Source organism: Hydrogenophaga laconesensis, assembly GCF_031457235.1.
Classification (GTDB): Bacteria; Pseudomonadota; Gammaproteobacteria; order Burkholderiales; family Burkholderiaceae_C; genus Hydrogenophaga; species Hydrogenophaga laconesensis.
This window is the reverse complement of the sequence record NZ_JAVDWE010000010.1, coordinates 1-26010: the sequence shown is the minus strand read 5'-3', so window position 1 is coordinate 26010 and position 26010 is coordinate 1. Positions and strand designations below refer to the sequence as shown.

General features: G+C 67.0%; 20 protein-coding genes and 1 pseudogene. 11 read left to right on the top strand and 10 right to left on the bottom strand.

Annotated features, from left to right (window positions below):
- Nucleotide 1 precedes the first annotated feature (1 nt).
- The 6 genes from J2X09_RS17090 to J2X09_RS17065 all read left to right on the top strand — a co-directional run bounded on the left by J2X09_RS17090 (nucleotide 2) and on the right by J2X09_RS17065 (nucleotide 7964).
- Complete coding sequence (locus J2X09_RS17090; RefSeq protein ID WP_204732146.1) at nucleotides 2-1693, top strand: FecR family protein; 1692 nt, start codon at nucleotides 2-4, stop codon at nucleotides 1691-1693.
- Nucleotides 1694-1700: 7 nt separating this feature from the next.
- On the top strand, nucleotides 1701-4085 hold the full coding sequence (locus J2X09_RS17085) for a CHASE2 domain-containing protein (protein WP_204732147.1): 2385 nt from the start codon (nucleotides 1701-1703) through the stop codon (nucleotides 4083-4085).
- 274 nt (nucleotides 4086-4359) lie between these two features.
- Nucleotides 4360-4947, top strand: a complete 588-nt coding sequence (locus J2X09_RS17080) for a hypothetical protein (protein WP_204732148.1) — start codon at nucleotides 4360-4362, stop codon at nucleotides 4945-4947.
- 119 nt (nucleotides 4948-5066) lie between these two features.
- Complete coding sequence (locus J2X09_RS17075) at nucleotides 5067-6080, top strand: TRAP transporter substrate-binding protein (RefSeq protein ID WP_204732149.1); 1014 nt, start codon at nucleotides 5067-5069, stop codon at nucleotides 6078-6080.
- Between the two features lie 76 nt (nucleotides 6081-6156).
- The gene (locus J2X09_RS17070; protein WP_204732150.1) at nucleotides 6157-6675 is read left to right on the top strand and encodes a TRAP transporter small permease; all 519 of its coding nucleotides are present in this window, start codon (nucleotides 6157-6159) and stop codon (nucleotides 6673-6675) included.
- Nucleotides 6672-7964, top strand: coding sequence for a TRAP transporter large permease (locus J2X09_RS17065; protein WP_204732151.1), 1293 nt, complete (start codon nucleotides 6672-6674; stop codon nucleotides 7962-7964). Before J2X09_RS17070 ends, J2X09_RS17065 begins: the two co-directional genes overlap by 4 nt.
- A 111-nt stretch (nucleotides 7965-8075) precedes the next feature.
- Here the strand turns inward: J2X09_RS17065 and J2X09_RS17060 are convergent, their stop codons facing one another.
- The 3 genes from J2X09_RS17060 to J2X09_RS17050 are packed head-to-tail and all read right to left on the bottom strand — an operon-like array spanning nucleotide 8076 to nucleotide 11211.
- Nucleotides 8076-9389 carry a mechanosensitive ion channel family protein gene (locus J2X09_RS17060; protein ID WP_204732152.1) on the bottom strand — a complete coding sequence of 438 codons (1314 nt, stop codon included), beginning with the start codon at nucleotides 9387-9389 and terminating at the stop codon, nucleotides 8076-8078.
- Between the two features lie 23 nt (nucleotides 9390-9412).
- Entirely contained in the window at nucleotides 9413-10222 is an 810-nt protein-coding gene (locus J2X09_RS17055; RefSeq protein WP_204732153.1) for an enoyl-CoA hydratase, read from the bottom strand.
- A 35-nt stretch (nucleotides 10223-10257) separates the two neighbouring features.
- A complete protein-coding gene (locus J2X09_RS17050) occupies nucleotides 10258-11211 on the bottom strand; it encodes a histone deacetylase family protein (protein WP_204732154.1) in 954 nt (317 codons plus the stop codon).
- A 26-nt stretch (nucleotides 11212-11237) separates the two neighbouring features.
- Here J2X09_RS17050 and J2X09_RS17045 point away from each other — a divergent pair, with 26 nt between their 5' ends.
- The 4 genes from J2X09_RS17045 to mltB are packed head-to-tail and all read left to right on the top strand — an operon-like array spanning nucleotide 11238 to nucleotide 16337.
- Nucleotides 11238-12158 (top strand): AAA family ATPase, encoded by a 921-nt coding sequence (locus tag J2X09_RS17045; RefSeq protein WP_204732155.1) that lies wholly within the window; start codon nucleotides 11238-11240, stop codon nucleotides 12156-12158.
- Nucleotides 12155-13132, top strand: coding sequence for a DUF58 domain-containing protein (locus tag J2X09_RS17040; RefSeq protein WP_204732156.1), 978 nt, complete (start codon nucleotides 12155-12157; stop codon nucleotides 13130-13132). The genes J2X09_RS17045 and J2X09_RS17040 overlap by 4 nt, the downstream gene beginning before the upstream one ends.
- Nucleotides 13129-15261 (top strand): transglutaminase TgpA family protein, encoded by a 2133-nt coding sequence (locus J2X09_RS17035; RefSeq protein ID WP_204732157.1) that lies wholly within the window; start codon nucleotides 13129-13131, stop codon nucleotides 15259-15261. The genes J2X09_RS17040 and J2X09_RS17035 overlap by 4 nt, the downstream gene beginning before the upstream one ends.
- Nucleotides 15237-16337: a lytic murein transglycosylase B gene (mltB, locus tag J2X09_RS17030; protein ID WP_204732158.1), complete on the top strand. Its 1101-nt coding sequence runs from the start codon at nucleotides 15237-15239 to the stop codon at nucleotides 16335-16337. The genes J2X09_RS17035 and mltB overlap by 25 nt, the downstream gene beginning before the upstream one ends.
- 246 nt (nucleotides 16338-16583) lie before the next feature.
- Here the strand turns inward: mltB and J2X09_RS17025 are convergent, their stop codons facing one another.
- The 7 genes and pseudogenes from J2X09_RS17025 to J2X09_RS16995 form a co-directional block, all read right to left on the bottom strand.
- Nucleotides 16584-18989 (bottom strand): catalase, encoded by a 2406-nt coding sequence (locus tag J2X09_RS17025; RefSeq protein ID WP_204732159.1) that lies wholly within the window; start codon nucleotides 18987-18989, stop codon nucleotides 16584-16586.
- Between the two features lie 32 nt (nucleotides 18990-19021).
- A complete protein-coding gene (locus J2X09_RS17020; RefSeq protein WP_204732160.1) occupies nucleotides 19022-19504 on the bottom strand; it encodes a hemerythrin domain-containing protein in 483 nt (160 codons plus the stop codon).
- 97 nt (nucleotides 19505-19601) lie between these two features.
- Nucleotides 19602-19964: a hypothetical protein gene (locus tag J2X09_RS17015; protein WP_204732161.1), complete on the bottom strand. Its 363-nt coding sequence runs from the start codon at nucleotides 19962-19964 to the stop codon at nucleotides 19602-19604.
- A 414-nt stretch (nucleotides 19965-20378) separates the two neighbouring features.
- Nucleotides 20379-20792, bottom strand: a pseudogene (locus tag J2X09_RS27185) (DUF421 domain-containing protein); the annotation flags it as partial.
- A gap of 323 nt (nucleotides 20793-21115) precedes the next feature.
- A complete protein-coding gene (locus tag J2X09_RS17005; RefSeq protein WP_204732162.1) occupies nucleotides 21116-22831 on the bottom strand; it encodes a phosphoethanolamine transferase in 1716 nt (571 codons plus the stop codon).
- 65 nt (nucleotides 22832-22896) lie between these two features.
- Nucleotides 22897-24237: an ATP-binding protein gene (locus J2X09_RS17000; RefSeq protein ID WP_204732163.1), complete on the bottom strand. Its 1341-nt coding sequence runs from the start codon at nucleotides 24235-24237 to the stop codon at nucleotides 22897-22899.
- A complete protein-coding gene (locus J2X09_RS16995; protein WP_204732164.1) occupies nucleotides 24237-24959 on the bottom strand; it encodes a response regulator in 723 nt (240 codons plus the stop codon). The genes J2X09_RS17000 and J2X09_RS16995 overlap by 1 nt, the downstream gene beginning before the upstream one ends.
- A gap of 107 nt (nucleotides 24960-25066) precedes the next feature.
- Here J2X09_RS16995 and J2X09_RS16990 point away from each other — a divergent pair, with 107 nt between their 5' ends.
- Nucleotides 25067-25939, top strand: coding sequence for a phosphatase PAP2 family protein (locus J2X09_RS16990; RefSeq protein ID WP_310308845.1), 873 nt, complete (start codon nucleotides 25067-25069; stop codon nucleotides 25937-25939).
- Nucleotides 25940-26010 lie beyond the last annotated feature (71 nt).

The following is a 26010-nucleotide window of genomic DNA, read 5'->3' as shown; positions in this document are numbered from 1 at the left end:
CATGCGGCCCGCCTCCATTCCATCTCCGCATCGCCTGCTGTTGACGGCACTTGCCCTGCTCTTCGCCGTTCAGCCCGCACGAGCGCAGCAGGACCAGGTGCATGTTGTGCAACCCGGCGACAACCTGTATGACCTCGCGCAGCGCTATCTCGATGACCCGAGGCAGTGGCCCGCGCTGCAGCGCCACAACCAGGTGGCAGACCCGCGCCGGTTGATGCCAGGCAGCCGGCTGGTGGTACCCGCCGCACTCGCACGGCCCGAGCCCGCCACGGCAGAGGTGCTGCATGTCGCCGGCCCCGCCACCGTGACACACCCCAGCCAGACGGACCCGGCCCCCCTCGCCGCAGGCGAACGCGTGAGCGAGGGCGCACGGCTCGAGGTCGGCGACAACGGTTTCGTGACGCTGCGGTTGGCCGATGGCTCGGTGGTGCGGGTGGCCGCTGGCACGCAACTGCGTCTGCGCGAACTGCGGCACGCGCCCGCATCGGGACAGGTGCAGTCGGGCCTGCAACTCGAGCGGGGCCGCGTGGACGCCAACGTCAAGCCTTTGCCCTCCAGCCGCAGCCGCTTCGAGGTGCGCACCCCACGGGCGGTGGGCGGTGTGCGCGGCACGACGTTCGGTGTGGCTGTGGCTGCAGACGGGGACTTCATCGGCGACGTTCGCGAAGGCTCTGTCCAGGTGAATGCACTGGCAGCGCCACCGGGTTCGGCCGGCGCCCTGTTGCAGGCGGGACAGGGCGCGCGTGTCGGCACGGCGATCGAGGTGGCTCCATTGCTCGCGCCGCCCGATCTCTCTGGCGTGCCGGAAGTGGTGGAAGACGCCTCGCTGATCGATCTGCCGCTGTCCCGCGATGCGGGTGCCTTCGCCTGGCAGGTGCGCATTGCCAGCGATGACACGGCCGAGCGCGTGGTCCGAAATGCCACGTTCGCGCAGCCGGTGGCCCGCTTTCCGGCGCTCGACGACGGCGAATACGTGCTTGCGGTGCGTGCCCTCGATGGGCAAGGTATCCCCGGCGCGGAAGCCGTGCGCCGCCTGGTGATCAACGCGCATCCGATGGCGCCGCTGTTGCGCGAACCACGCCCGGGCAGCCGCGTGATCGCACCCGATGTCGATCTGCTCTGCACTGAAAGTTCTGGCGTCGTCGGCTATCGGTTCCAGGTCGCGCGCGATGCCCGCTTCACCGATCTGATCGCGCAGACGCCCGATCTCGCCCGGTGTGAGCACACCGTGCGCAACCTGCTCCCCGGCGCCTATGTCTGGCGGGTTGCGGCCGTCGCACATGACGCGCAGGGCCGGCGCGACCAGGGTCCGTACAGCCGGCCAGTGGCTTTCGACGTGGTCGCCCTGCCCCCTGCACCGCCCTCCCCCTCCCTTCAGGGCGAGGGCTCCGGCACGCTGAGCGTGAACTGGAGCGCGAGCCCGGGCGGCCCATGGCGCCACCACATCCAGCTCGCGCACGACGACACCTTTACCCGGCTGCTGGACGAACAACTGCTCAGCGAACCCTCGTACACGCGCCCCATGCCCCCGACGGGCACCTACCACATCCGCGTGCGGCAAATCGACACCGAGGGACTGGCCGGAACATGGAGCGAACCGCAGCGGCTGGAGGTGCATGGCCGTGTCACCACGCTGGATGCCCAGCCGCTGATCAGTTCCGAAGGCAGGCCGGTGCGACCCGGCACCCGCTGAGACCTCCGTGGACGCGCGCCCGCTCGACCCCACCACCTCGCAACTGCAGGAACCCGCGGCGCACGCCAGGCGGCCGCGCACGCGATGGCTGGAATGGGGCTTGCTCTCCGCGGCGCTGCTGGCGTGCGTCGTCGCCCTGGGCTGCACACGCTCGCTTGAACACATTGACCTGGCGCTGGGCGACCAACTGGCGCGGCTGAGCCAGCACACGGTCTCGCCCGACATCGTCATCGTGGCGATCGACGACAAGAGCCTGGCCGAGATCGGCCGCTGGCCCTGGCGCCGTGCCTTCCACGCGGCGGTGCTCGATCACATCACGGCCGCCGGGCCGCGCGCCGTGGGCCTGGACCTGCTCATGGTCGAACCTGGTCATGAACCCGTGGTGGACGATGCGTTGCTGGGCGCGGCGATGGAGCGCAGCGGCAAGGTGGTGTTGCCGCTGATGCTGCTGGACCGGCATGGCACCGGCCAGTTGACGCGCACCGAACCGGCACCCGAGCTGGCCTCGGCGGCCGCCGCCATCGGACACGTGCACCTGGAAATCGACAACGACGGCATCGTGCGCAGCACCTTCCTGCGGGAGGGTGACGGTGACCAATGGTGGGACCAGTTCGCGGTGTCGCTGCTGCGCGTGGGTGGCTTCGAGCTGCCCTCGGAACTTCCTGGCGCACGTGCGCCGGCGCAGGGCGCACGCAATGTCTGGCAGCGCGATCACTGGATGCAGATTCCGTTCGCCGGCCCGCCCGGAAGCTTTGCGCGCGTGTCCTATGTGGACGTGCTCAAGGGCAAGGTGCCACCCGGACACCTCGCCGGCAAGTATGTGCTGGTGGGCGCCACCGCTGCGGGCATGGGCGATGCGTACGCCACGCCGCGTTCCGGCCAGTCCGAGCTGATGCCGGGCGTGGAGATCGCCGCCAACGTGATGAACGCGCTGCTGATGGACCGCCGGCTGGAGCGGGCCACCCCCTGGCAGAACGCGCTGTTCAGCGTGGTGCCCGTTGCGCTGGCCCTGCTGGCCGTGCTGTTGCTGGCGCCCACGGCCTCGCTGCTGGCCAGCGGGGCGTTGCTGGCCGCCATCCTGGCCGTGGCGGCCCTGGCACCTTCGCTGTTCGGCCTGCAATTCGCCCCCACGGCCGCGCTGCTGGGCGTGCTGCTGGCGTACCCGTTGTGGGTGTGGCGCCGGCTGCGCGCGGCCATGGGCTATCTGCTGGAGGAGTTCCAGCGCATGGAGACCCGCCGCGATCTGCCCACCATGTTGCCCGCCATGCGCTCGGGCGATCTGCTGGACCGCCACATCGATGCCCTGCAGGACGCGTCCCAGCAGTTGCGCAACCTGCACCGCTTCGTGAGCGAGACGCTCAACAGCCTGCCGGATGCCACGCTGATCGCGGACGCTTCCGGCCAGGTGCTGATGGCCAACCAGGCCGCCTACCAGTACTTCATCAGACACAAGGTGGCGCGCCTGCGCGGCTACCCGCTGGGTGAGTTGCTGCAGGGTGTGCACCGCGCGGGCACGCAGCAGCCGGTGTTCGACGCGCGGCGGTTGAGCGAGGCGCCGCAGCCCTGGGGCGCGGAGGCGCGCGACGCCGCTGGCCGCGACTTGCTGGTGCGCTTCGTGCCCGGCTTCAACACCGATGGCCAGGCCACCAGCTGGATCGCCAGCCTGGTCGACATCACCCCCATCCGCGAAGCCGAACGCCAGCGCGACGTGGCGCTGCGCTTCATCTCGCACGACATGCGCTCACCCCAGACCTCCATCCTCGCGTTGCTCGAGGTGCAGCGCCTGAGCCCCGAGCAACCCATGCACCCCGACACGCTGAGCCGCATCGAAAGGCATGCACGCCGCACGCTGGAACTCGCCGAAGAGTTCGTGCAGCTCGCGCGTGCCGAATCGAGCGCCTACCGCATGGAAACCTTGAACCTGGTGGACGTGCTGGACGAGGCCGTGGACGAGGTGTGGCCGCAGGCGCAGGCGCGGCACATGGCCATTCAGGTGCAGCGCCCCGACGTCGCGCCCTTGTGCGAAGCGGACCGGGGCCTGCTCACACGCGCCGTGGCCAACCTGCTGGGCAACGCGGTGAAGTACGGTGGCCGCGATGGCTCCGAGATCCGCGCCTCGGTGCAGCGCGCGGGCCAGGGCTGGCGCGTGTCCATCACCGACCAGGGACCCGGCATGACACCCGAACAGCAGCAGCAGCTGTTCCAGCAGTTCGCACGGCTCGACCCCGAACACGGCACCACGAGCGGCGTGGGCCTGGGCCTGGTGTTCGTGCGCACCGTGCTCGAACGCCACGGCGGCGGCATCGAGGTCAGCAGCGCGCCAGGGCGCGGCACGACCTTCCACTTCACCCTGGCCGCCAGCAGCCCACCGTTGCCCGCCACGGGCCGCTGATCCGTCCGGCCACGGACGCATTCCACGCTTTGCACGGTCGCTCTGTTAAGCGACTGTTAAACCATTTGTTTGCGAAAGTGCCCGTCGCTACGCTCGTGGTCCGTTCCCGATATTGCCTTTCAACGACGACATGAGCACCCCAACGACAAGCCGAGAAGACCGCCCTGCTTCCCCCGAAGCCGGCGCCGCCACGGTTGGAGACCGCGGTGCCAGAGACACCGTGTGTGCCACCGAGCCTGCGCTGCGCGTTCTGACCCGAGACGAGTACTGCAGCATGACCACTCCCCTCCACGCCGATCCCCTCATCACCACGATGCAACTGGTGGGCCGCACGGTGCGCATGGTGTTCAGCCGGCGCGAACCCGAGCGAACACGGGCGCTGGCGATCGAGCTGGCACGCTCCACATCGCCCTGCCAGGGTCTGGACGACCCTGTTCGCAACTGGGAGCCCGGATTGCAGATCGACCGTGGACTGGGCCGCGCCCGCCGCCTGCAGCGCCTGGTCAACAGCCCCGTGTGGCAAAGCGACCACGGCAGCGCGACGCCGCAGGACGGCAAGACCCCTGCCGACAACGCCACCGATTTCCTGTTCGCGGCCGTCATGAACCTGATGCACCAGATGCCGCTGTCGGACGAGGCCCATCTGTTCCGGCTCTGGTATCTCGCCACCCGGGCCGTGACTCCACCGGAGAATGCCACACGGCTGTTTGGCGAACTGCGCCACCTGCCGCCCCATCAGCAGCTCGCCGCAGGCGCGCGTCTGCTGGAGACCCTGGGCACCGAAGGCCCTCGCCCCACATCGCCCCGGTCACGGCCGCAACCGCCTCACCCGGTCGCTCTGCCCAGGCACGAAACGCCTTGACGCCTTGGGCGAAAGACCATCCGGGTAAGTCTGGAGGGGTGCGCTCCGGGGCATGGCCTATAGTGATTTTCGGCCTCTGCGAAGAGGCTGCACCATCACAAATGCGCCCAGGAGACCCCATGAAACTTCGCCGCATCGCCACCGCCGTGTTGTCCACCACCGTGCTCGCCAGCGGCATGGTGTCGGCACAGACGGTCTTCACGGTTTCGAGCTGGGTGCCGCCAGCACACACACTGAGCATGGCGCAGAAGAGCTGGTGCGATCTGCTCGAGAAGGAGAGCGCGGGCCGCATGAAGTGCAACATCCTGCCCAAGGGCGTGGCGGCGGCGCCTGGTACCTTCGATGCCGTGCGCGATGGCCTGGCCGACATCTCCTACACCGTAGACGGCTACACGCCGGGGCGCTTCATCAACACGCAACTGGCCGAGTTCCCCTTCCTGGGCGACAGCGCCACGGCCACGTCGGTGGCCTACCAGCGCATCTACAGCAAGTACTTCGCCCCCCTGGGCGAACACCGCGGCGTGAAGACGCTGGCCGTCTTCACACACGGTCCTGGCATCATCTTCACGACCAAACAGGCTGTGACCAGTGCAGCGGATGTCGCGAAACTCAAATTCCGTATCGGCGGCGGCAACATCAACGAGCTCTCCAGGGCAATGGGCTGGAACACCACGCTCAAGCCCGCGCCCGAGTCGTTCGAGATGCTGTCCACCGGGGTGATGGACGGCACCTTTTTCCCCGACGAATCGGTCGCCTCCTTCAAGCTGAGCATGGTCAGGCATGCCACCACATTCCCTGGTGGCCTGTACAACACCAGCTTCGTCTTCATGATGAACGAGGACAAGTACAAGGCCCTGTCCGCGCAGGACAAGGCGGTGGTCGACAAGATTTCCGGCGAGACGGCCGCGCGCATCTTCGGTGAAGGCTGGGACCGTGTGGACGCGTCCAGCCGCGAGCTGCAGAAAACCCAGGGGGTGGCCCGCATCGCGGCCGACCAGGCCTTCGTGCAGGCCGTGAAGGACAAGCAGGCTGCGCTCGAGAACAAGTGGTCCGACGCGGCGCAGGCCAAGGGGCTGAAAGACCCCAAGGCGGTGCTCGCCGAGTTCCGTGCTGAAATCGCGAAAGTGAAGTAACCGCGCGACCTTCCGTTCCCAGGCCGGCCGGGCATCGCACATTGCCCTGCCGGCTTTTTCACATCAAGACCTCCTCATGCTCAAGACGCTGGAACGCATCCTGCGCTGGTCCACCGGCCTGATGGCCGCGATGGCGCTGTTCACCATCATGTGGCTCACGCTGGTGGACGTCACCGGCCGCCGTTTCTTCAGCCATTCGGTACCCGGTGGGCTCGAACTCACCGAAATGCTGATGGTGGTCGTGATCTTTGGCGCCATGCCGCTGGTGTCCTGGCGCAACGAACACGTGGTGTTTGACTCCCTCGACAGCTACCTGCCAGAGTGGGTGCGTGACATCCAGGCCCGCGTGGTGCACCTTGTGTGCGCGGCCACCTTCGGCTTTCTGGGCTACCTCATGACCACGCGCGCGGGCCGCCTGGCCGAGTACGGCGACACCACCGTGCATCTGCAACTCTCCATCGCGCCGGTGGCCTGGATGATGGCGGTCATGCTCGCCCTGACCGGCCTGGTGCACCTGTTGTTCGTGTTCGTGTCGGTGACCGTGTCCGCGCCTCACAACCCAACCCCGTCCGCCTTCGACGAGGCCACGCCATGACCGAGGCCGCCCTGGGCTTTCTCGCCGTCTTCTCTCTCGCCTTCCTGCGCGTTCCGATCGCGCTGGCCATGGCCATCGTCGGCATGGCCGGGCTGGGTCTCATGCGCGGCTGGCAGCCCGCTTTCGCCAGCACCAGCCAGGTGATCTTCGAAACCGGCTTCGCCTACGTGCTCTCGGTCATCCCACTGTTCATCCTGATGGGAAACCTGGTGGCCCGCGCGGGCATGGCGCGCGAGCTCTACACCGCCGCCAACGCCTTCGTCGGCCACCGCAAGGGCGGTCTGGCCACCGCCAGCGTGCTGGCCTCGGGTGGCTTCAGCTGTATCTGCGGCTCGTCCATCGCCACCGCGGCCACGATGACGCGCGTGGCCTACCCCGAGATGAAGCGCCACGGCTACAAGGACACCCTGGCCACCGGCTCCATCGCGGCGGGCGGCACGCTGGGCATCCTGATCCCGCCATCGACCATCATGGTCATCTACGGGATCATCACCGAGACCGACATCGGCAAGCTGTTCATCGCCGGCGTGCTGCCGGGCCTGCTGGCCATCGGCTGTCTCTGCATGGCAGTGGTCTACATCACCTGGCGCGACCCGGCCGCAGGCCCACCCGCCGAGCGCAGCAGCTGGGCACAACGCCTCCAGGCCCTGCGGGGCATCTGGGCGGTAGCGCTGTTGTTCGTCCTGGTGATCGGTGGCATCTATGGTGGCGTGTTCACCGCCACCGAAGGCGCGGGCGTCGGTGCCTCGGGCGCTTTCTTCTTTGCCCTGCTGCGCGGCTCGCTGACTCCGCGGGCGCTCATGGACATCCTGGTCGACAGCGCGCGCACGACGGCCATGCTGTTCACCATCCTTATCGGGGCCATGATTTTCACCAGCTTCGTCAACTTCACCAGCATGCCGGGGGAGTTGCGCGACTTTCTGCTGCAGTTCAGCCCGCACCCGATCATGGTCGTCGTCGTGATGATGGTGATCTACGTGGCGCTCGGCCTGATCATGGAAGAACTGTCCATGGTGCTGCTGACGATCCCGGTGTTCTTCCCGGTCATCACCGGCCTGGGCTTCGACCCGGTCTGGTTCGGCGTCCTGATCGTCACCATCGTGGAGATCGGCATGATCTCACCACCTGTGGGCATGAACCTGTTCGTCATGAACTCGCTGCTGCCCGAGGTGAAGCTCAAGACCATCTTCAAGGGCGTGTGGCCCTTCGTGATGGCCGACATCGTGCGTCTGGGCATCCTGATCGCGTTCCCTGCCATCGCGCTGTGGTTGCCGGGTCTGATGAAGTAGCACGCCCCGCAACGCATGACGCAACGCCGGCCACAGAGGGCGGCACGCCGAAGGCCTGTCATGGAAGGAAAAACCCGTCAACGAGGCAGATGCCCCCTTGTAGGCCGGGATTCAGTCGACCGCAGGTGGCTCGGTCGCGTTCGAGTGGATCGTGTGCACCACGCGTTGCGGGTAGGGGATCTCGATCCCGTTCTCGCGCAGGGCCTGCAGGATGCCCCGGTTGATCGCCGAGCGCAGGCGGAGTTGCTCGGCACCATCGCCCGAGTTGATCCAGTAACCCACCGTGAACTCCAGGCCATCGGCACCGAAGGCCGACAGCGAGGCCTGTGGTGCGGGGGTTTTGAGTGCATCGGGCTGATCGTCCACCGCTTTCAGCAGGAGCTGGCTGACCTGCTCGACGTCGCTGTCATAAGCCACCGACACCACCGAGGTCTGCCACACGCGGGTGAGCGCCCCCGAGAAGTTCTCCACCCGGTTGATGACCATCAGTTCGTTGGGCACGATGGACTCGCGCCCTGCCGGTGAGCGGATCACGCTGTAGCGGGTGTTGATGTCCAGAATGCGGCCCTCGAAACTGTCGACCTTCACGTTGTCGCCAATGCGCAGGCGCCGCTCGGCCAGGATCACGAAGCCGCTCACGTAGTTGGACGCCAGCTTCTGCAGGCCGAAGCCCACGCCCACACCGATCGCACCGCTGAAGACCGACAGCGCAGTGAGGTCGATGCCCACGGAAGACAGCGCAATGATCAGTCCGACGAACAGCAGCAGCGCACGCGTGGCATTGCTCACCGCCTTGCGCATGGAGAGATCGCCACCGGTGGCCTTGCGCAGCAGGCGCGTCTCGATCGCAGCCGACACCCACAGCGAGAGAATCAACACCGCACCAGCGGTGATGAACCCTTCCAGCAAGGTGCGCAGGCTCAGCGTCGACGACCCGATCTTCCAGGTGATGTCGTCCAGCTCGGCCAGCACCACAGGCAGCAGGCCGCTGACCCAGAGCACCATGGCCAGCCACGCCACCCAGGAGATGGTGCGCTCCAGCGCCCTCACCCAGGGAGCGGTGGTGAAGGCCACCTGCAGCACCTTCACACCGACGCGGATCACGACCAGTGCCACCAGCACCGGGATGGCAATCTTGAACGCCGCCAGCGGCATGAACTTGGTGATGACGGCGCGCGCCACATAGGCGAGCAGCAACAGCAACAGCGGGAACATCACGCCATCGATCAGCTTGCGGCCGAACAGGACGGAGGTCTTTTCCTCCTGCATGCGCAGGGCCTTGCGGAATGCGCCGCTGATGACCCATGCCAGCCCGACGCACACCACCAGCGCGGCCAGTTCGACCAGCACCGTGGGTTGCGTGAAGCCGGCCAGCCACAGGCCGAGATCGTCGATGGGTTTGGGGTTGGAGAAGGTGGGATTCATGTCGAAAGAAACGGTTCTGAGGTTCAGGTGCGCCAGGAAGGTGATCGCTTCTCGATGAAGGCCTGCACGCCTTCCTGCGCCACGTCATGGGTCATGTTGCAGGCCATGCCCTGGCCGGCGAGCTGGTAGGCCGACTCCATGCCGGTCTCCAGTTGCCGGTAGAACAGCGCCTTGCCCATGGCCAACGCCTCGCGTGGCTTGGCAAGGATGCGGTCCACCAGGCCTTGCAGCTCCGCGTCGAGTGCGTCCGCCGGGACCACGCGGTTAACCAGGCCACGCGAGCGCGCTTCCTCCGCTGAGATGAAATCGCCGGTCAGCAGCATTTCCATTGCCTGCTTGGGCAGGATGTTGCGCGAGAGCGCCACGCCCGGTGTCGCGCAGAAGAGCCCCACGTCGATGCCGTTGACGCCGAAGGAGGCCTGATCGCTCGCCACGGCCAGATCGCACTGGGCCACCAGCTGGCAACCGGCTGCGGTGGCCAGACCCTGCACGCGCGCGATCACCGGCACCTCGAGTTTTCGAAGGGCCAGCATCAACCGCGAACATTGCGCGAACAGCCTCTGGTAGTACCCGAGCTCGGGCGTGGCGCGCATCTGCTTCAGGTCATGCCCGGCACAGAACGCCTTGCCGTTCGCGGCGATCACCACCAGACGCGCGCCGGGATCGGCCGCGACCGCGTCCACCGCCGTCTGCAGGGCCGCCAGCATGGCCTCGGACAACACATTGAAGCTGCGCGGTGTGTTCAGCGTGAGCGTGTGCACGCCGCGGGCATCACGCGATGACAGGAGCGCGGCTTCGGTGGCCGGCGTGGAGGATGAATTTGTCTCGGTCATCGGAACATTATGGGACGCCCTGGCGCCCGGGAAGTTCAGACGCCCGCCAACACCCTCAGGTGCGCTTCCACACTGCGCCCGAGCGCGCTCAGGGCATAGCCACCCTCGAGGCAGCTCACGATGCGTCCCTTCGCATGCCGCTGAGCGACTTCCTTGATGCGCTCGGTCATCCAGGCGTAGTCCTGTTCGACCAGGCCCATCTGCGCCATGTCGTCCTCGCGGTGGGCATCGAAACCTGCGCTCACGAAGATCATCTGCGGCTTGTGCGCTTCCAGCCGGGGCAGCCACATCATGTCCACCAGCTCTCGGATGTCCATGCCTTTGGTGTACGCCGGCACCGGCAGGTTCACGAGATTGCTCGCGGTGGAGTGCTCGCAATGCGGGTAGAAAGGGTGCTGGTAGAAGCTGCACATGAGGACGCGCTCGTCACCCGCCACGATGTCCTCGGTGCCGTTGCCGTGGTGCACGTCGAAATCGACGATGGCCACGCGCTGCAGGCCATGGCGCTCCAGCGCGTACTTCGCCGCCACGGCCACGTTGTTCACAAAGCAGAAGCCCATGGCCTGGTTGCGCGTGGCATGGTGACCGGGCGGCCGCACCGCGCAGAAGGCGTTGGCGAGTTCACCGGCCATCACCGCGTCGGTGGCATCGATGGCAGCACCCGCAGCCATCAGGATCGCGTCCCAGCTGTGCGTGTTCATGGCCGTGTCGGGATCCACCTGCGCGTAGCTGGGTCCGCCAGCGGCGATGTCGTCGCGCAGCTGGTCGCTCAGGCCCCGCAGTGCTGCGAGGTGCATGCGCCCGTGGGCCAGTTCCAGGTCCGCGATGGAGGCCTGCGTGGCTTCGCGGCGCTCAAGGGCCACATCCAGGCCACTGATGAGCAACCGGTCCTCGATCGCGTCGAGCCGCTCGGGACATTCCGGGTGGCCGGCGCCCATCTCGTGTCTCCAACAATCCTTGTGGGTGAAATACCCAGTGGCGTGGCTCATGGGGGTTTTACGGTATGGTTCGCGGCATGCAAGCCGACACAAGAATCCAACTGCTGCTGAGCCAGCTTAACACGGTGATCGTGGGCAAATCGCAGCAGGTTTCCGACTGTGTCGCGTGCCTGCTGGCGGGCGGGCATCTGTTGATCGAGGACGTGCCCGGCGTCGGCAAGACCACGCTCGCCCACGCACTGGCGCGCTCATTCGGCCTGCAGTTCTCGCGGGTGCAGTTCACCGCCGACCTGATGCCCAGCGATATGGTCGGCGTCTCGATCTACGAGCGCGGCCGTGAGGACTTCGTCTTCCACCCTGGCCCGGTCTTCGCCCAGGTGCTTCTGGCCGACGAGATCAACCGGGCCAGCCCCAAGACACAGAGTGCCCTGCTCGAGGCGATGGAAGAGAAGCAGGTCACGGTGGAAGGCGAGACGCGCGCCCTGCCCGAGCCCTTCTTCGTCATTGCCACGCAGAACCCGCACGACCAGCTCGGCACCTACGCCTTGCCCGAGTCGCAACTGGACCGCTTCCACATGCGTCTGTCCATCGGCTACCCCGATCGCGCAGCCGAGCGCGAGTTGCTGCGCGGCCAGGACCGCCGCGACATGCTCGACCACCTGAAACCGGCCCTCACACCGGCAGACCTGTCGTCCCTTCAGCACACGGTGAGCCAGGTGCACACCGCCGACCCGGTGCTCGAGTACCTGCAGGACATCGTCTCGGCCACCCGCAGCGGACGCTGGTTCGCGCAGGGACTGTCTCCGCGCGCGGCGCTCGCCGTCGTGCGCTCGGCCAAGGCACAGGCCTATCTGAGCGGACGCGACTATGTGGCGCCAGACGACATCGCCGCCATCCTCCCGCAGACGGTGGCACACCGCCTCACCCCGGTGCGCGACGCGGGCCGGGGGCCGGTCGAGCAGGTCCGCGCGATGCTGGAAGCCATCCCGTTGCCGTGAAGACGCCCCGTGTTCGCCAACGGCTGCAATCCTGGTGGCACAGCCGCCTGCCGCGCCGCGACACCCTCACGCTGACCCAGCGCAACGTCTACATCCTGCCCACCCGCCCGGGCTGGATGCTCGCACTCACGCTGATCCTGCTTCTGGTGGCCAGCATCAACTACCAGCTCAACCTGGGCTACCTGCTCACCTTCCTGCTCGCGGGCAGCGCGGTGGTGGGCATGCACGTGTGCCACGGCAACCTGCGTGGCACCACGCTGCACCTGAATCCGCCGGATCCGGTACACGCCGGCCAGGCGGTCTTGCTGGAAGTCCGCCTCAGCAGCGAGCGGACCCGCGCCCGTTATGGCATCGGCATGGGTGTGATCGGCGCCGATCCCGCCCACACACCACTGGCCTGGACTGACGTGCCCGCCCAGGGCAACACCACCGTGCAGGTGAGCTGGTCCGTGCCCGGGCGTGGTCTGCATGCGTTGCCGCCGCTCAACGCCCTCACGCTGTTTCCCCTGGGCACCTTCCGCGTGTGGACCGTGTGGCGCCCCGCATCCAGTGTGCTCGTCTACCCGGAACCGGAGAGCCACCCGCCGCCCCTGCCGCCCGGCGAGCCCCAGGCGGGCAGCTCGGGCAGTGCCCGGGTGCAAAGCACGGGCGAATTCGACGGCGTGCGTGCCTACCGCCGGGGCGACCCCATCAAGGCCGTGGTGTGGAAGAAGGCTGCCCAGGCCTTCGCCAGCGGACGCGACGAACTCGTGAGCCGTGATGCGCTGTCCACCCAGCGTCAGCAGCTGTGGCTCGATCACGCGCAATGCGGCCAAAGCGGCCTGGAAGCCCGCCTCTCCCGCCTCACGGCCTGGGTGCTGATGGCCGATCGCCTGGGGCTGGACTACGGCGTTCGCCTGCCGGGCCGCGAGATCGCGCCCGACCAGGGCCCGCTGCACCGCGCGCGCTGCCTGGAAGCGATGGCACTGGCATGAACACCCCCCACCGCGCTCCGCGCGTCCCCACCAAAGGGGAGCGCACCCTGCGGCCCGGCAAAGCCGGTTCCGTGGGTGCGCTGGATGCTGGCCCATCGCGCCGGGCAGGTGGTCTGCGGACATGGCTGGAAGCCCTGCCCCGCGAAACACGCGACACGCTGTTCCTGCTCGCGGTGGTCGGCTGGGTGGCACTCATGCAGGTGGCGCACTTGCCGTGGTGGTGCAGTGCGCTCACGGGTGGCGTGCTGCTGTGGCGCGCCTCGCTCGCCCTGCGTGGCAGCCCCCTGCCCCGCTGGCCCTGGCGACTCGGCCTGCTGCTCTTCGCCTCGGCCGCCACCTGGGCCACGCACGGCACCTTGCTGGGCCAGGATGCGGGTGTGACGCTCGTCGTGGTGCTGCTCGCTCTGAAGACGCTGGAGATGCGCGCGCGGCGCGACGCCTTCGTTGTGTTCTTCCTCGGGTTCTTCACGCTGCTCACACACTTCTTCCACTCGCAATCGCTGCTCACCGCGGCCGGCATCCTGATCGCCTTGCTGGGCCTGCTGACCGCACTGGTGAACGCCCACATGCCCGTGGGTCGCCCGCCGCTGGCCCAGGCCGCGCGGATCGCCATCGGCATGGCCGCGATGGGTGCGCCCATCATGCTGGTGCTGTTCCTGCTGTTTCCACGCATTTCGCCGCTGTGGGGCGCGCCCGGCGAGGACCGTGGGCGCAGCGGCCTGTCGGGCACCATGCGCGTGGGGCAGATCGCCGAGCTGGTGCTCGACGAGAGCATCGCCCTTCGCCTGCGCTTCGAGGGCTCGCCGCCGCCCCAGAGCGAGCTGTACTTCCGCGGACCCGTACTCAGCGCATTCGACGGCGTGGAATGGCGCCCCGCGCGCTCCGGGTTCCCCGCCTCCATGGCCCTGCCAGGCGAACTTGCTGTGTCCGGCGCGCCCGTGCGCTACGAGGTCACCATGGAGCCCAACCGGCGACCCTGGCTGTTCCTGCTGGAAGCCGCCGCGGAGGCACCCGATGTGCCCGGCATGCCCGTGCGCATGACGAACGAGCTCCAGTGGCTCACCGACCGGCCCATCGGCAGTCTGGTGCGCTACAGCGCCGTCAGCCACACCAGCTTCCGGCACGGGCCGACGGCCCACACACTCGCTCTCCAGGACCATGTGGCCCTGCCACCGGGCTACAACCCGCGCACGCTCGCGTACGCCCAGGAACTCCAGCGCACGCACGGCAGTGGCCCGGAGGCCACGCCGCGCCTGGTCAACGCAGTGATGGAACGCCTGCGCACCGGCGGCTACGTCTACACCCTGGAGCCCGGCGTGTATGGCCAGCACACGGCCGACGAGTTCTGGTTCGACCGCCGCATGGGCTTCTGCGAGCACATCGCCAGCAGCTTCGTGATCCTCATGCGCGCACTCGACATCCCCGCCCGCATCGTCACCGGTTACCAGGGCGGCGAGCTCAACGGCGTCGACGGCTACTGGACGGTGCGCCAGCGCGACGCCCACGCGTGGGCCGAAGTGTGGCAGGCCGGCCAGGGCTGGGTGCGGGTGGATCCGACGTCCGCCGTGGCGCCCGACCGCACCGGTTCACTGCAGCGCCTGCGCGCGCCCGATGGTGCCTTTGTGGGTGCCCTGCGCAACATCAACCCGGGCATCGCGACACAGCTTCGCGCCGCATGGGAGGCCTTGAACAACACCTGGAACCAATGGGTGCTGAACTACACGCAAGGCAGCCAGCTCGATCTGCTCAGGAACCTCGGTTTCCGGTCGCCCAGCTGGAACGACCTGGCCTATGTGCTCATCGGGGTGGTGGTGGCGGTGAGCCTGATCGGTGCCGCCTGGACACTGTGGGAACGCCAGCAGCACGATCCATGGCTGCGCCTGTTGCAACGCGCCCGCGCGCGGTTGTCCGCGATGGGGGTGGACAGCGCCGACCATACACCGCCCCGCGAACTGGCCCGTCGCGTTCAGCAACGCTGGGGGCAGGCCGAGGCTGCGCAGGGCGTTGCACAATGGCTCCTGCGGCTTGAGGCGCATCGCTACGCGCGCCCGGGCGACCACCTTCCCAACCTGGCCATGCTGCAGCGGGAGTTCCGGCAATTGGCATGGCCCCGAAAAGATCCAGTTTGAACGTCTTCGCCCTGCTCACCTCGTCCGTCCTGGCCCTGTGCCTGAGCGCCAGCGCCCTGGCACAGTCGCCCGCCAGATCGCGCCCAGCCACCCCCGCCAAGGCACCGGCATTCAACTACGCGCAGAGCCCGGCCGCGATGGCGTTCGCCACCGACCTCGCCGAGCGCCGCAACCTGGACCCGACCTGGGTGCGAGCGCAGATCGGCTCGGCGCAACGCATTCACACCGTCATCCGCCTCATGCAGCCTGCGCCCAGCGGTGTGCCCAAGAACTGGGCGGCCTACCGTGCGCGCTTCATCGAACCCGTGCGACTGCGCGCAGGCCAGCGGTTCTGGGAAGCCAACCGGGAAACCCTTGCCCGGGCCGAGGCCGAATACGGCGTGCCGGCCAGCCTCATCGTCGGCGTGATCGGCGTGGAGACGCTGTACGGCCAGCACACGGGCAATTTCCGCGTCATCGACACGCTGGCCACGCTGGCCTTTGACTTTCCTGCCAGCCACCCCCGCGCCGCCACACGCACCGAGTTCTTCCGCAGCGAACTGGAGCAGTTTCTCAGTCTCACCGAACGCACCGGCACCGACCCCGCCACCTACCTGGGCAGCTACGCTGGCGCCATGGGCTGGCCGCAGTTCATGCCCAGCAGCTGGGTGAAGTACGCCATCGACTTCGATGCCGACGGCAGGGTCGATCTCTTCAACAGCCAGGCCGACGTGATTGGCTCGGTGGCCAACTACTTCAAGGCTTTCGGCTGGACGCCCGGCATGCCCACGCACCATCCCGTGCGCTTCGCCCCGAACCAGAGCCGGGAAGACCTGGACACCCTGCTCGCGCCCGACATCCTGCCCAGCTTCGGGGTAGAGAGCTTCACCGCAAAGGGCGCGGTGCTTGAAGGCGCAGCGCTGCAGCACACCGGCAAGTTCGCGCTGGTGGAGTTGGAGAACGCCGGTGCTGCGTCCACCTACATTGCCGGCACCGAGAACTTCTACGTGGTGACGCGCTACAACTGGAGCAGCTACTACGCCCTCGCGGTGATCGAACTCGGCGAGGCCATCAAGGCGCTGGTCGGAGAGCGCTGAGCGGCCCTAGCGCCGCTCGATGCCCTGCGCTCCGTGGCGGATGGTGCTGCAGGCGGTCTATGCGACGGTCGGCGCGATCCAGAACAAGGTAACCCTGGCGCTGTCGGTGAGTGGTGGACAGCCCGGCAGCGCGCCAGTGGCGGGCGGTTCGCAGACGGGTGGCCTTCGGTATGCGACACAGCTTCTCAGTTCACGCCCGGGTGCCATGGCCACGCCTGGTCTTCGTCTACAGGAATGTCGGCACCGTCATGGCAGCGGGGGATCCGTCTCGCGCTCGTGGTGACGGTGCCGCGCCATGGCCACGACGAAGGCCTTCAGATCATGCCCCTGCACGATGCCAGGGTCGACCTCACCCGATGGCAAAGTGAGCGGAACATGCGCGGCCTCCATCAATGCCTGCGAGGCCGGCATCACCAGGATCGGCTTGCAATGGCGGTGCTGATCGCGGATGAACTCCATCGTGTGGCCATCGCGCGAAAGCGCTTGCACGCCGGCATCGCCGTCGGGCAGCACCAGCGCATCGAACAGAAAACCCGGCTCGTTCTCCAGCGAGGCATCCGCGTCGATCGCCACGCCATCCGACGTCTTCACCGAACCGATATGCGGCCCGACGAAGCGCGGTACCGCGCCCTGGCTGAACAGCGCCGCGTGGACGTCCTTCGCGGCCTGCCCCACGATACCGTCGGCAACCAGAATGGCGACTTTCCTGGCCTTGATGGAACGGTCGCCTGGACGCGCTCTCAGGGAGAGCGCCACTGAATGCGTCACTTCCGGCGGGGCCGGGTTGTCGAGCGCACGCGGCATGGGTGGCGGCAACTCTTGCATGCCCAACCCCGCCGCCACCTGCGCCGCCAGCGCCTCGGACGCATTGCGCAGGGAAGACACCATGCGCTCGCGGATGGCGGGCACCGTGACCTTGGACAACTCGAAGCGGAAGGCCGCTGCGATGTGTGCCTGTTCGACCGGGGTCTGGCTTTCGTAAAAGAGAGTGGCCTGGGCGTAATGGTCGGCAAATTTTTCAGGTTTGGCCCGCACCTTGCCCTGTTCTTCCTTCGCCTGGATGCGCGCGGGCACCGACATGAAGCCGTGCATCGCGCCGGCCTGGAACGGGCAGCCCCCGCCGAGCGAATTGGGCTCGTAGCTCACCCGACCCCGATGGATCGCCTGCCGGTGCATGCCGTCGCGCTGGTTGTTGTGCACCGGCGCGACGGGCGAATTGATCGGGATCTCATGGAAGTTGGGACCGCCCAGGCGGCTGATCTGCGTGTCCACATACGAATGGATGCGGCCGGCGAGCAGCGGGTCGTTGGAGAAGTCCAGGCCGGGCACGATGTGCGCGGCGCAGAAAGCGACCTGTTCGGTCTCGGCAAAGAAGTTGTCAGGGTTGCGGCTGAGCACCAGCCGACCCACGGTGCGCAACGGCACCAATTCTTCCGGCACGATCTTCGTGGGATCCAGGACATCGAAACTGAAGGCCTCCGCCTGTTCTTCGGTGAACACCTGGATGCCCAACTCCCACTCCGGAAATGCTCCGGACTCGATGCGCTCCCACAGGTCACGGCGGTGGTAGTCCGGGTCGGCACCGGAGATCTTCACCGCCTCGTCCCACACCAGCGAATGCGTGCCATACACCGGGTTCCAGTGGAACTTGACGAAGACGGCATCGCCCTCGACGTTGACCATGCGGAAGGTGTGAACGCCGAACCCCTGCATGGTGGCGTAGCTGCGCGGAATGCCGCGGTCCGACATGGCCCACATCAGCATGTGCGTGGACTCGGGCATCAGCGAGACAAAGTCCCAGAACGTGTCGTGCGCGCTGGCGGCCTGCGGCATGCCGTGGTGGGGCTCAGGCTTGACCGCGTGCACCAGGTCCGGGAATTTCATGGCGTCCTGGATGAAGAAGACCGGCATGTTGTTGCCCACCAGATCCCAGTTGCCCTCGTCGGTGTAGAACTTCACCGCGAACCCCCGGACATCGCGCGCCGTATCTTTCGAGCCGCGTTCACCCTGCACGGTGGAGAAGCGCACGAACACCGGCGTGACCTTGCCGACTTTCTGGAACGGCGCGGCGCGGGTGATATCGGTGAGTGCCTCGGTGCATTCGAAGTAGCCGTGCGCCCCGGACCCTCGCGCGTGAACGATGCGCTCAGGGATGCGTTCATGGTCGAAATGCGTGATCTTCTCGCGCAGGATGAAGTCTTCCAGCAGCGCCGGCCCTCGCAGGCCGTACTTCAGCGAGTTCTGGTTTTCTGCGATGGGCACACCCTGGTTGGTGGTGAGCACCTGGCCAGCGGAGTCGACGCGAACACGGTCCAGCGACTCGATGGTCCAGTTCACGCCGTCGGCGGCCACGCCGCCGGTCTTCTCGGTCTGGTTCTCTTCCGACAGGGTGCTGGCCGTGGGCAGACGGGATTGCGGCTCGACAGTGGCACCGGGCTGCGGCTGCACGCCGTTGTCGAAACCGTGCTCTCCCCGCTTGTTGGGGTTGAAAGGCATGCCCTCGGCCAGGTGGTCTGTCTGCAAAGCCATTTTTGCTGCAGGATCGTCGGCAGGCAAGGTGGTGGGGGGTCCACTGTCCGTACTGCGCGAGGCCGCCTTGGGAGCTGTGTTCGGGCCCGGCTGGCCGGGGGCGGTTTGGGGGGATCGCTTCATGGTGGACTCTCCAGATGGCCTGTCTCTCGCCATCAGGCCGCTTCCATGCCCATGAGGGCTTCCTTGCGGGTCTGCAGTTCTTCGCGCATCGCGACAAGGTCCAGCCCACGGGCGGCCCGGGCTTTCGGGAAAATCTGGTTGCGCTCTTCCTTCACGTGGTGGTCGATGTACTCGCCCAGCACCTTCACCTTGGCGTCGAACATCTCGTCGGCTTCTTCCATCGCCTCGATCTGCGCGATGAGGTCCTTGGCCCCTGCGTGCTCGACCTCGGCCTCGGCGAGTGCGTCCGTTTCCTTCAGTGCCGCACGCAGGGCCGGATAGAAGATTTCTTCCTCGATCGTGGCGTGCACGGTCAGTTCCTGGCAGATCTCGCGTGCGAGTTCCAGTTTTTTCTGTTCGACGCCGCGTGCCTTGGACTGCGCGAGTTCGTCATACGCCTTGAACATCTTCTTGACGGCTTTGTGGTCGGTATCCAGAAGCGTGCAGGCATCGGCTTCGTTGCGGGGGGTGGCCATGGGAATCTCCTGAGTCGTGGGGTTTTTGCGGTGAATTCGAAAGGCGAAAAACGCCGCCCCGTCGTTGAACGGACGGGGCGGAGAAGTCGCTGTTTGCTCAAGTCGCGTTGCTGTCGCCAGGTCGGCGGGTGTCGTCGCTGCGCCCCTGCGAGCCGGAGCGCGAGCCGTCCTGCTGCTGGGAAGGATTGATGTCCTTGCGGCCTTGCTGATCGGATCCACCCGCGTTGCTCTGCTCGCTCTGCCGCCCGAACTGGTTGCTCGTATCGCCTTGCTGGCCTCCCGGTTGCCCCTGGCGCTGGCCCTGGTTCTGACCTTGCTGGTTCTGGCCCTGCTGACCCTGCTCCTGCTGGCGTTGCGGGTTCTGCTGCTGGCCTTGCTGGTTCTGGCCTGGCTGGCCCTGTTCCTGCTGGCTGCGGTTCTGCTGATCGCGGCCTTGTTGGCCCTGGTTGTTCGATGCCATGTCATTGCTCCTGCATGTGTTGAAGGGATTGCGACGATCTTGGGGAATCGGCCGCAAGCTCCATGGGCAAGACATGTGCCCGCGTCACCGGTTGTCGTGCCAGCGCAGTGATCCCCATGGCCGGATGTCGCACTTCATCAACTGGCGCCCGGCTCGCGGCCCAGTCGTCTGACCATCGCTGGAACATCCGAACGCCAACGCCCGAAGTTGTCGTTCGCTGCGATCACCGGAATACCTCTCTCGCGCGCGGCGAGGGCCAGACGGCTCACCTCCAGGGCAGAAGGCGCAAGCGCATCCGCCTGCGGAAAATCCAGGGGGTTGATGAAGTCGATCAGCAGCAGCACCTTTCGGCTTCTCGGAAGTGCAACCTCGTCCACTGGTGCGCTCCTCTTGCCGCACCTTCCCCGAGGAGTCCTTCAGCACGCTGATGCCACCGTCCGCCTCCAGAAAGGCGAACTTCATGTCGGCGAGATCGCAATCCGCCTCACGCAAAGCTCGTTCGACGTCGGGAAGTGGCACATGGTTGCGTCTCAAGGCGGTGGCAAAAAGCCGGCCATCGCGCCCGATCAGCACCGGATCGCCTTCACCCAGTGCCTGCAGGCGCGCGCTGCGGGCGGTCACCGCCGCCACCAGCACGTTCAACGCAATCAGGGTGGCTGCCGCCAGCAAGCCGCCCGTCACCGAATCCTCGGTACCGTTCAGTCCGGAGGACACCGACTCGCTGAGCAGCATCACCACCAGGATATCGAAGGGCGTGAACTGCCCCACCGTGCGCTTGCCCGACAGGCGCATCAAAAGCAGCAGCACACCATAGACAACCGCAGCCATGGCGGGCAGTTCCCATCAGGGGGTGGACAGGTCGAACACGAGCACCTCCAGATCCGGGGGCTGTGCACAGCAAACCGCGCTCCTGCCCGCGCGGGCGCATGATCGCAGCGACGTCCTGGACCTTGCTGCAATTTCTTCCGGTCAACCACCTTCTTTCCGAATACCGGTCATCCCGCCTGTTCAAGCCACTCGCCCGGAACGCCAAAGCTGCCAGCAGGACAGCCTCGGGGCATCGACTGCCGTGAGACAGCGGTCCTGCGGGGTGGGATGTCAGGGCCTTCTCATGGTCGTGCGTTCAGGACGCCAACACCTGTTCGCACGCCTCAGACAGGCGCTGCGCAGGGGATCACCACGTCCAGCGCCGGCTGGTGGATGCGGGTGTGCACATCCATCAGACCCAGCACGGAATGGAAGATGTGATCGTGCGAGATGGGTTGGTCTCCAAGCCCGCGCAGGCAGTCCATCGACAGACCTGCGCGCTTCTGCAGACCCTTCGAGAACCAGCCCACCATGGGCACGTGGGTCTGCTGCGAGGGTGCAATCGCGTAAGGAACGCCATGCAGATAGAGGCCGTTCTCACCGAGCGATTCGCCGTGGTCGGACACGTAGATCATGCCGGTGTCCTCACTGCCGCGATCGGCTCGCGCCTTGAGCCAGTGGAGCGTCTGGTCAAGGAAATGGTCGGTGTAGACGATCGAGTTGTCGTAGGCATTGACCAGTTCTTCATGCGCACAGTCGGACAACCTGACGCTCCTGCATTCCGGCAGAAATGGCTTGCTGGTTTCCGGTGCGCGATGTGCGTAGGCCGGCCCGTGACTGCCCATCTGGTGCAGCACCAGCACCACACCGCGCGCGCGACGCTGCGGATCGAGCGCTTCGATGCGCTGGTCCAACCCGTCGAGCATGGCCGCATCGAAGCATTCGCCCCCATTGCACAGGTCCGGCACCGCGTGGTCGTTCGCGCTTGCATGGGGTACCCGCTCGCACACGCCCTTGCAGCCAGACTGGTTGTCAACCCACAGCACGGCCAGCCCGGCGCGCTGCAGAACGTCGAGCAGGTTTTCGTGCTCGGGCACTTTGTCACCCCCCCCGGTGCGCGTGAGCGGCGAAAAGATGCAGGGCAGCGACACCTGCGTGTTGGTACCGCAGGAAGTCACCTGGCTGAAGTTCACCAGGTCACCCTGTGCCTGCCAGCGCGCCAGACCTGGCGTGGTGTTGCGTGCGTAGCCATCAAGGCCGAAGTTCTGCGCACGCGCGGTCTCGCCGATCACCAGCACCAGCAAGGGCGGTCTCTGCTGGTGAGCATAGCTTGCGCCCAGCTTCGCATCTTCCCCGACGGGCTGCAACGGGTGTACCTGGCGGGGCAACTGGTCCACGGCCAGCCGCGCACCCGCGTACACGGTGTTGAGCGGATTGGCCATGTAGCGCAGGTCCTTGTGATTGCGCATCAGCGAGGCCAGCCCCTGGTAGCTCAGCAAGGCCGCCACCACGAGCACGACCAAGGCCGACAAGGCGCCGAGCAGATTCCAGCCAGCCTGCGGCCACACGCGGCGCAACGCCAGTCGCCTGCGCCACAAGGCCCACAGAGGAAGGCCCGCCACCAGCAGCACCGTTCCCGGCATGGACCATGAGAGCAGATCGCGCACCTCGTGTGCATCGGTGTGCAGCACGTTCGACAGCATGGTGGGATCGATGACCACACTGTACTGCCACATGAAGTGCGTGTTGAACGCCGCCACCAGCAGCAGCGCGGTGGCCACAGGCCGGAACACATGCGTCCACATCGTCAACCACAGCAGCGCCACCAGCGCCGCCACGATGATCGCGCCCAGACCAGCGATCAGAACCAGTTTTTGCGAAGGCGCGCCGCCCAGCGCATCGATTCGCTGCCACAGCGGCAGGTTGCCCACACTGGCCAGCCACAGCGCCAGGCCCCACACCGCCGCCGCAGGACGTGAGAAGGCGTCCGGGGGCCGGTCTGAGGCCGATTGGGGGGGCAGCGAGAGCCGGGGAAACGCGATGGGCAACGAGAACTGCATGGCTGGCATCCGGATGCCAGCACATGCCGGCCCCGGCACTGTGCCCAGCCGACGTTAAATGAACCTTATGCAGCCGTCCAGCGCAGCGAGAAGCGGGTCGTCATGGGTGGGTCGCCCGCATCGCGTTCGAGGCGCGCCCCCATTTGCTCGGCAATGCGCTCGACCAGCCGCAGCCCCAACCCCAGGCCACCGTGTTCGGCCGCCATCGTGGCCGCATCGGGGCGCTGGCCATCGTCGCTGACGGAAACACCCACCTCGTTTCCCCGGCGCCACACGACCACGGCCACCTGCGTGCCCGCCGGTGTGTGGCGCAAAGCGTTCTCGATCAGGTTGCGCAGCGCCAGTTCGAGCAGCATGGGCTGCGCGGGCACCGACACCGGTTCCGCAGGCTGCACCAGCGAGAACTCGTGCCCACTCTCATGCGCGGCCTGCGCGTGGGCGGAGATCAGGCGCGCGGCCAGCTCGCCGAGAGGCACACGGCTCGCCGCTTGCGGGCCAGTGCCTGAAATGGCGTCGCGCTGGGCCCGAGCCAGATCAAGCAGCTGGAGCAGGATGCGGCCGGCCCGAAGGGCCTCCTGCTCCAGTTGCGCCAGGCGTTCGGACGATGGGTCGTGCTGCGCCGCCCTGGCCTGCAAGGCCAGGGCGGCCAGCGGCGTTCGCAGTTCGTGGGCCACGTCCGACGCGAACTCACGTTCACGCTGGGCACGGGTCTGCAGGGTGTCCACCAGCGTATTGATCGCGGTGACGGTGCTGACGAACTCGCGGTGGCGCTGCCGTGCGTCCAGCCGTTCGCCGGCGAATCCGTCGAGCGTGGTCACTTCGCGGGAGAGGCGATCGAGCGGCCGCAGCCCACGGCGGATCGCCCACCACAACAGAAGGCTCGCCAAAGGCAACACGAGCAGGGCGGGCAGTGCCACATGCTCGGCGATGTCCTTGCCCAGTTCGTAGCGCTGCTTCAGGTCCATGAAGATCACGACGCGCTGCACCCGCCCATCCTGCTCGGTCTGAGCGGAATAGACCCGCCACTCGGGAACCAGACCCGCCACGTTCACCCTCACCGTGGCAAAGCCCTGCACCGGCAGCGAGGCAAGCGCCAGCCCGCCCGCCATGCCGTGGGTATCGGTAACCAGTCGACCGTCGTCCCAGGCCACCACCGCCACGTCCTGCAGGTATTCGTGTTGAAGATCCGGCGCAGCGGTCGACAGGCCGGCATCGTGCTGTCGCAAAGTGGCTCCCGACAGCCACAGCTTGGCGACCGCCGTCATCTGCCCGTCCGAGAACAGGCGCGCCTCCCGGAACGCGGTGGACCAGGCAAAGGAGATCAGCAGCAGCCAGATCACCACCAGCACGCCGAGCGCCCAGGCCAGCAGGTAGCGCCGCAGGCTGCCGCCCGTTGCCGACCCCATTACCGGGTCGCCTTCGCCACCGGAGTGGCCACGTCCTGTGGAACGAAGTAGCCCACGCCGCGCACGGTCTTGATCACAGACTCCCCGAGCTTGCGGCGCAGGTGGTGGATGTGCACTTCGATGGCGTTGCTCTCCAGCCCCTCGCCAAAGCTGTACAGCGCCGACTCCAGGCGCGACTTGGACAACACCTGCGGCCGTGCCTGCATCAGCGCGAGCATCAGCGCGAACTCCTTGCCGCCCAATGTCACGGGCGCGCCCGCGCGCAGCACCGTGTGGGCGGCCGGGTCGATCACCAGATCGCCGTGCTCGATGACCGGGTTGCGCCGTCCGCCCGCGCGCCGCAACATCGCGCGCAAGCGCGCGAGCAGTTCGTTGGCGTCGAAGGGTTTGACGATGTAGTCGTCCGCGCCACCGTCCAGCCCGCTGATGCGATCGTTCACGCCGTCGCGTGCGGTCATGATCAGCACCGGCATGTCCGGGCGCGGCAGGGTATCCCGACCTGCCGCGGGCGGTGGCAGGCGGCGCAGGCGGGCCAGCAGGTCCAGCCCCTCACCGTCGGGCAGCCCGAGGTCGAGCAGCATCAGGTCGAAGGGCTCCACCGCCAGGGAAAGCCAGGCGGCATTCAATGAGGCGCAGATGTCGACCGCATAGCCGGCCTGACGGAGCGAGGCGCTCAGGCCGCTTGCGATGCCAGGATCGTCTTCCACCACAAGAACGCGCATGTTGAAGGGACGCAGCAGGTCCGTTGGTCTGAACCCACCCATTATGGATTCGCACCTTAGTTCCGCCTTAAGGCGCATTTAACCTGCGCCGCGCACAGTGCCGCGCCATGCATGCACTGACCCGCCCTCTTTCGTGGCCATACGGTCCCGCCCGCACCTCACCCACCATCTGGGTGCTGGCGCTGCTCCCCCTCACCCTGCTCTGGGACGCCACCGGCCTGGACATGGCGATCATGCAGGCCATTGGCACCCCGCAGGGTTTTCCGCTGCAGGACACCTGGCTGCTCTCGCAGGTGCTGCACAACGGGCTCCGCCACGCGATGACGGGTGTCTGGCTGGCGTTGCTGGCCTGGGTGCTGTGGCCTGGCCTGCAGATCCCCAGGCGGGAGCGGCTGACCGTGGTGGTGCTCTGCACGTTGTCGTTGCTGGCGGTCAATCTCGTCAAGAACGCCAGCCTCACCAGTTGTCCATGGGATCTGCGCGCCTTCGGGGGCAGTGCGACGTGGGTATCGCACTGGGCCTGGGGCGTGGCCGATGGTGGCCCGGGCCGCTGCTTCCCGGGAGGCCATGCGTCCAGCGGCTTTGCCTTTGTGGCCGTGTGTCTGCCATGGCTGGACGCTCCTGTCGGTGCCACGCGCCGCCGGGCCACCGGCCAGCGCTGGCTCGCGCTCGCCATGGGTGTCGGGTTGATCGCTGGCGTGGTCCAGACGCTGCGCGGCGCCCACTTTCCCAGCCACACGCTATGGACACTGCTGATCTGTGCGTCCGTGTCCCTGGGCGGATGGCGGATGGTTCGGCCCTGGCTGGAAACGCGCAACACGCCAAAGCCGACACCCACGCCCCCTGCCACCGCCCCTCAACCCCTGCCCGACGCATCCGAAGGTGTATGGACCGCGCTGCGCCCGCTGCTCGTACCGATGGTCGCGATGCTCGCTGTGCTGTGGCTGTCCCGACTGGGTGGGTATTTCGGACCAACGTGACCGCTGGTTTCGGTATCGTGACCGAGGATTTCGGCCCATCGTGACCGACTCCGTTGTCGGTTCATCGTGAC

Coding starts and splice junctions, on each gene's coding strand:
- J2X09_RS17090 (WP_204732146.1), top strand. CDS start 2: ATGCGGCCCGCCTCCATTCCATCTCCGCATCGCCTGCTGTTGACGGCA.
- J2X09_RS17080 (WP_204732148.1), top strand. CDS start 4,360: ATGACCACTCCCCTCCACGCCGATCCCCTCATCACCACGATGCAACTG.
- J2X09_RS17075 (WP_204732149.1), top strand. CDS start 5,067: ATGAAACTTCGCCGCATCGCCACCGCCGTGTTGTCCACCACCGTGCTC.
- J2X09_RS17070 (WP_204732150.1), top strand. CDS start 6,157: ATGCTCAAGACGCTGGAACGCATCCTGCGCTGGTCCACCGGCCTGATG.
- J2X09_RS17065 (WP_204732151.1), top strand. CDS start 6,672: ATGACCGAGGCCGCCCTGGGCTTTCTCGCCGTCTTCTCTCTCGCCTTC.
- J2X09_RS17060 (WP_204732152.1), bottom strand. CDS start 9,389: ATGAATCCCACCTTCTCCAACCCCAAACCCATCGACGATCTCGGCCTG.
- J2X09_RS17055 (WP_204732153.1), bottom strand. CDS start 10,222: ATGACCGAGACAAATTCATCCTCCACGCCGGCCACCGAAGCCGCGCTC.
- J2X09_RS17050 (WP_204732154.1), bottom strand. CDS start 11,211: ATGAGCCACGCCACTGGGTATTTCACCCACAAGGATTGTTGGAGACAC.
- J2X09_RS17045 (WP_204732155.1), top strand. CDS start 11,238: ATGCAAGCCGACACAAGAATCCAACTGCTGCTGAGCCAGCTTAACACG.
- J2X09_RS17035 (WP_204732157.1), top strand. CDS start 13,129: ATGAACACCCCCCACCGCGCTCCGCGCGTCCCCACCAAAGGGGAGCGC.
- mltB (WP_204732158.1), top strand. CDS start 15,237: ATGGCCCCGAAAAGATCCAGTTTGAACGTCTTCGCCCTGCTCACCTCG.
- J2X09_RS17025 (WP_204732159.1), bottom strand. CDS start 18,989: ATGAAGCGATCCCCCCAAACCGCCCCCGGCCAGCCGGGCCCGAACACA.
- J2X09_RS17020 (WP_204732160.1), bottom strand. CDS start 19,504: ATGGCCACCCCCCGCAACGAAGCCGATGCCTGCACGCTTCTGGATACC.
- J2X09_RS17015 (WP_204732161.1), bottom strand. CDS start 19,964: ATGGCATCGAACAACCAGGGCCAACAAGGCCGCGATCAGCAGAACCGC.
- J2X09_RS17005 (WP_204732162.1), bottom strand. CDS start 22,831: ATGCAGTTCTCGTTGCCCATCGCGTTTCCCCGGCTCTCGCTGCCCCCC.
- J2X09_RS17000 (WP_204732163.1), bottom strand. CDS start 24,237: ATGGGGTCGGCAACGGGCGGCAGCCTGCGGCGCTACCTGCTGGCCTGG.
- J2X09_RS16995 (WP_204732164.1), bottom strand. CDS start 24,959: ATGCGCGTTCTTGTGGTGGAAGACGATCCTGGCATCGCAAGCGGCCTG.
- J2X09_RS16990 (WP_310308845.1), top strand. CDS start 25,067: ATGCATGCACTGACCCGCCCTCTTTCGTGGCCATACGGTCCCGCCCGC.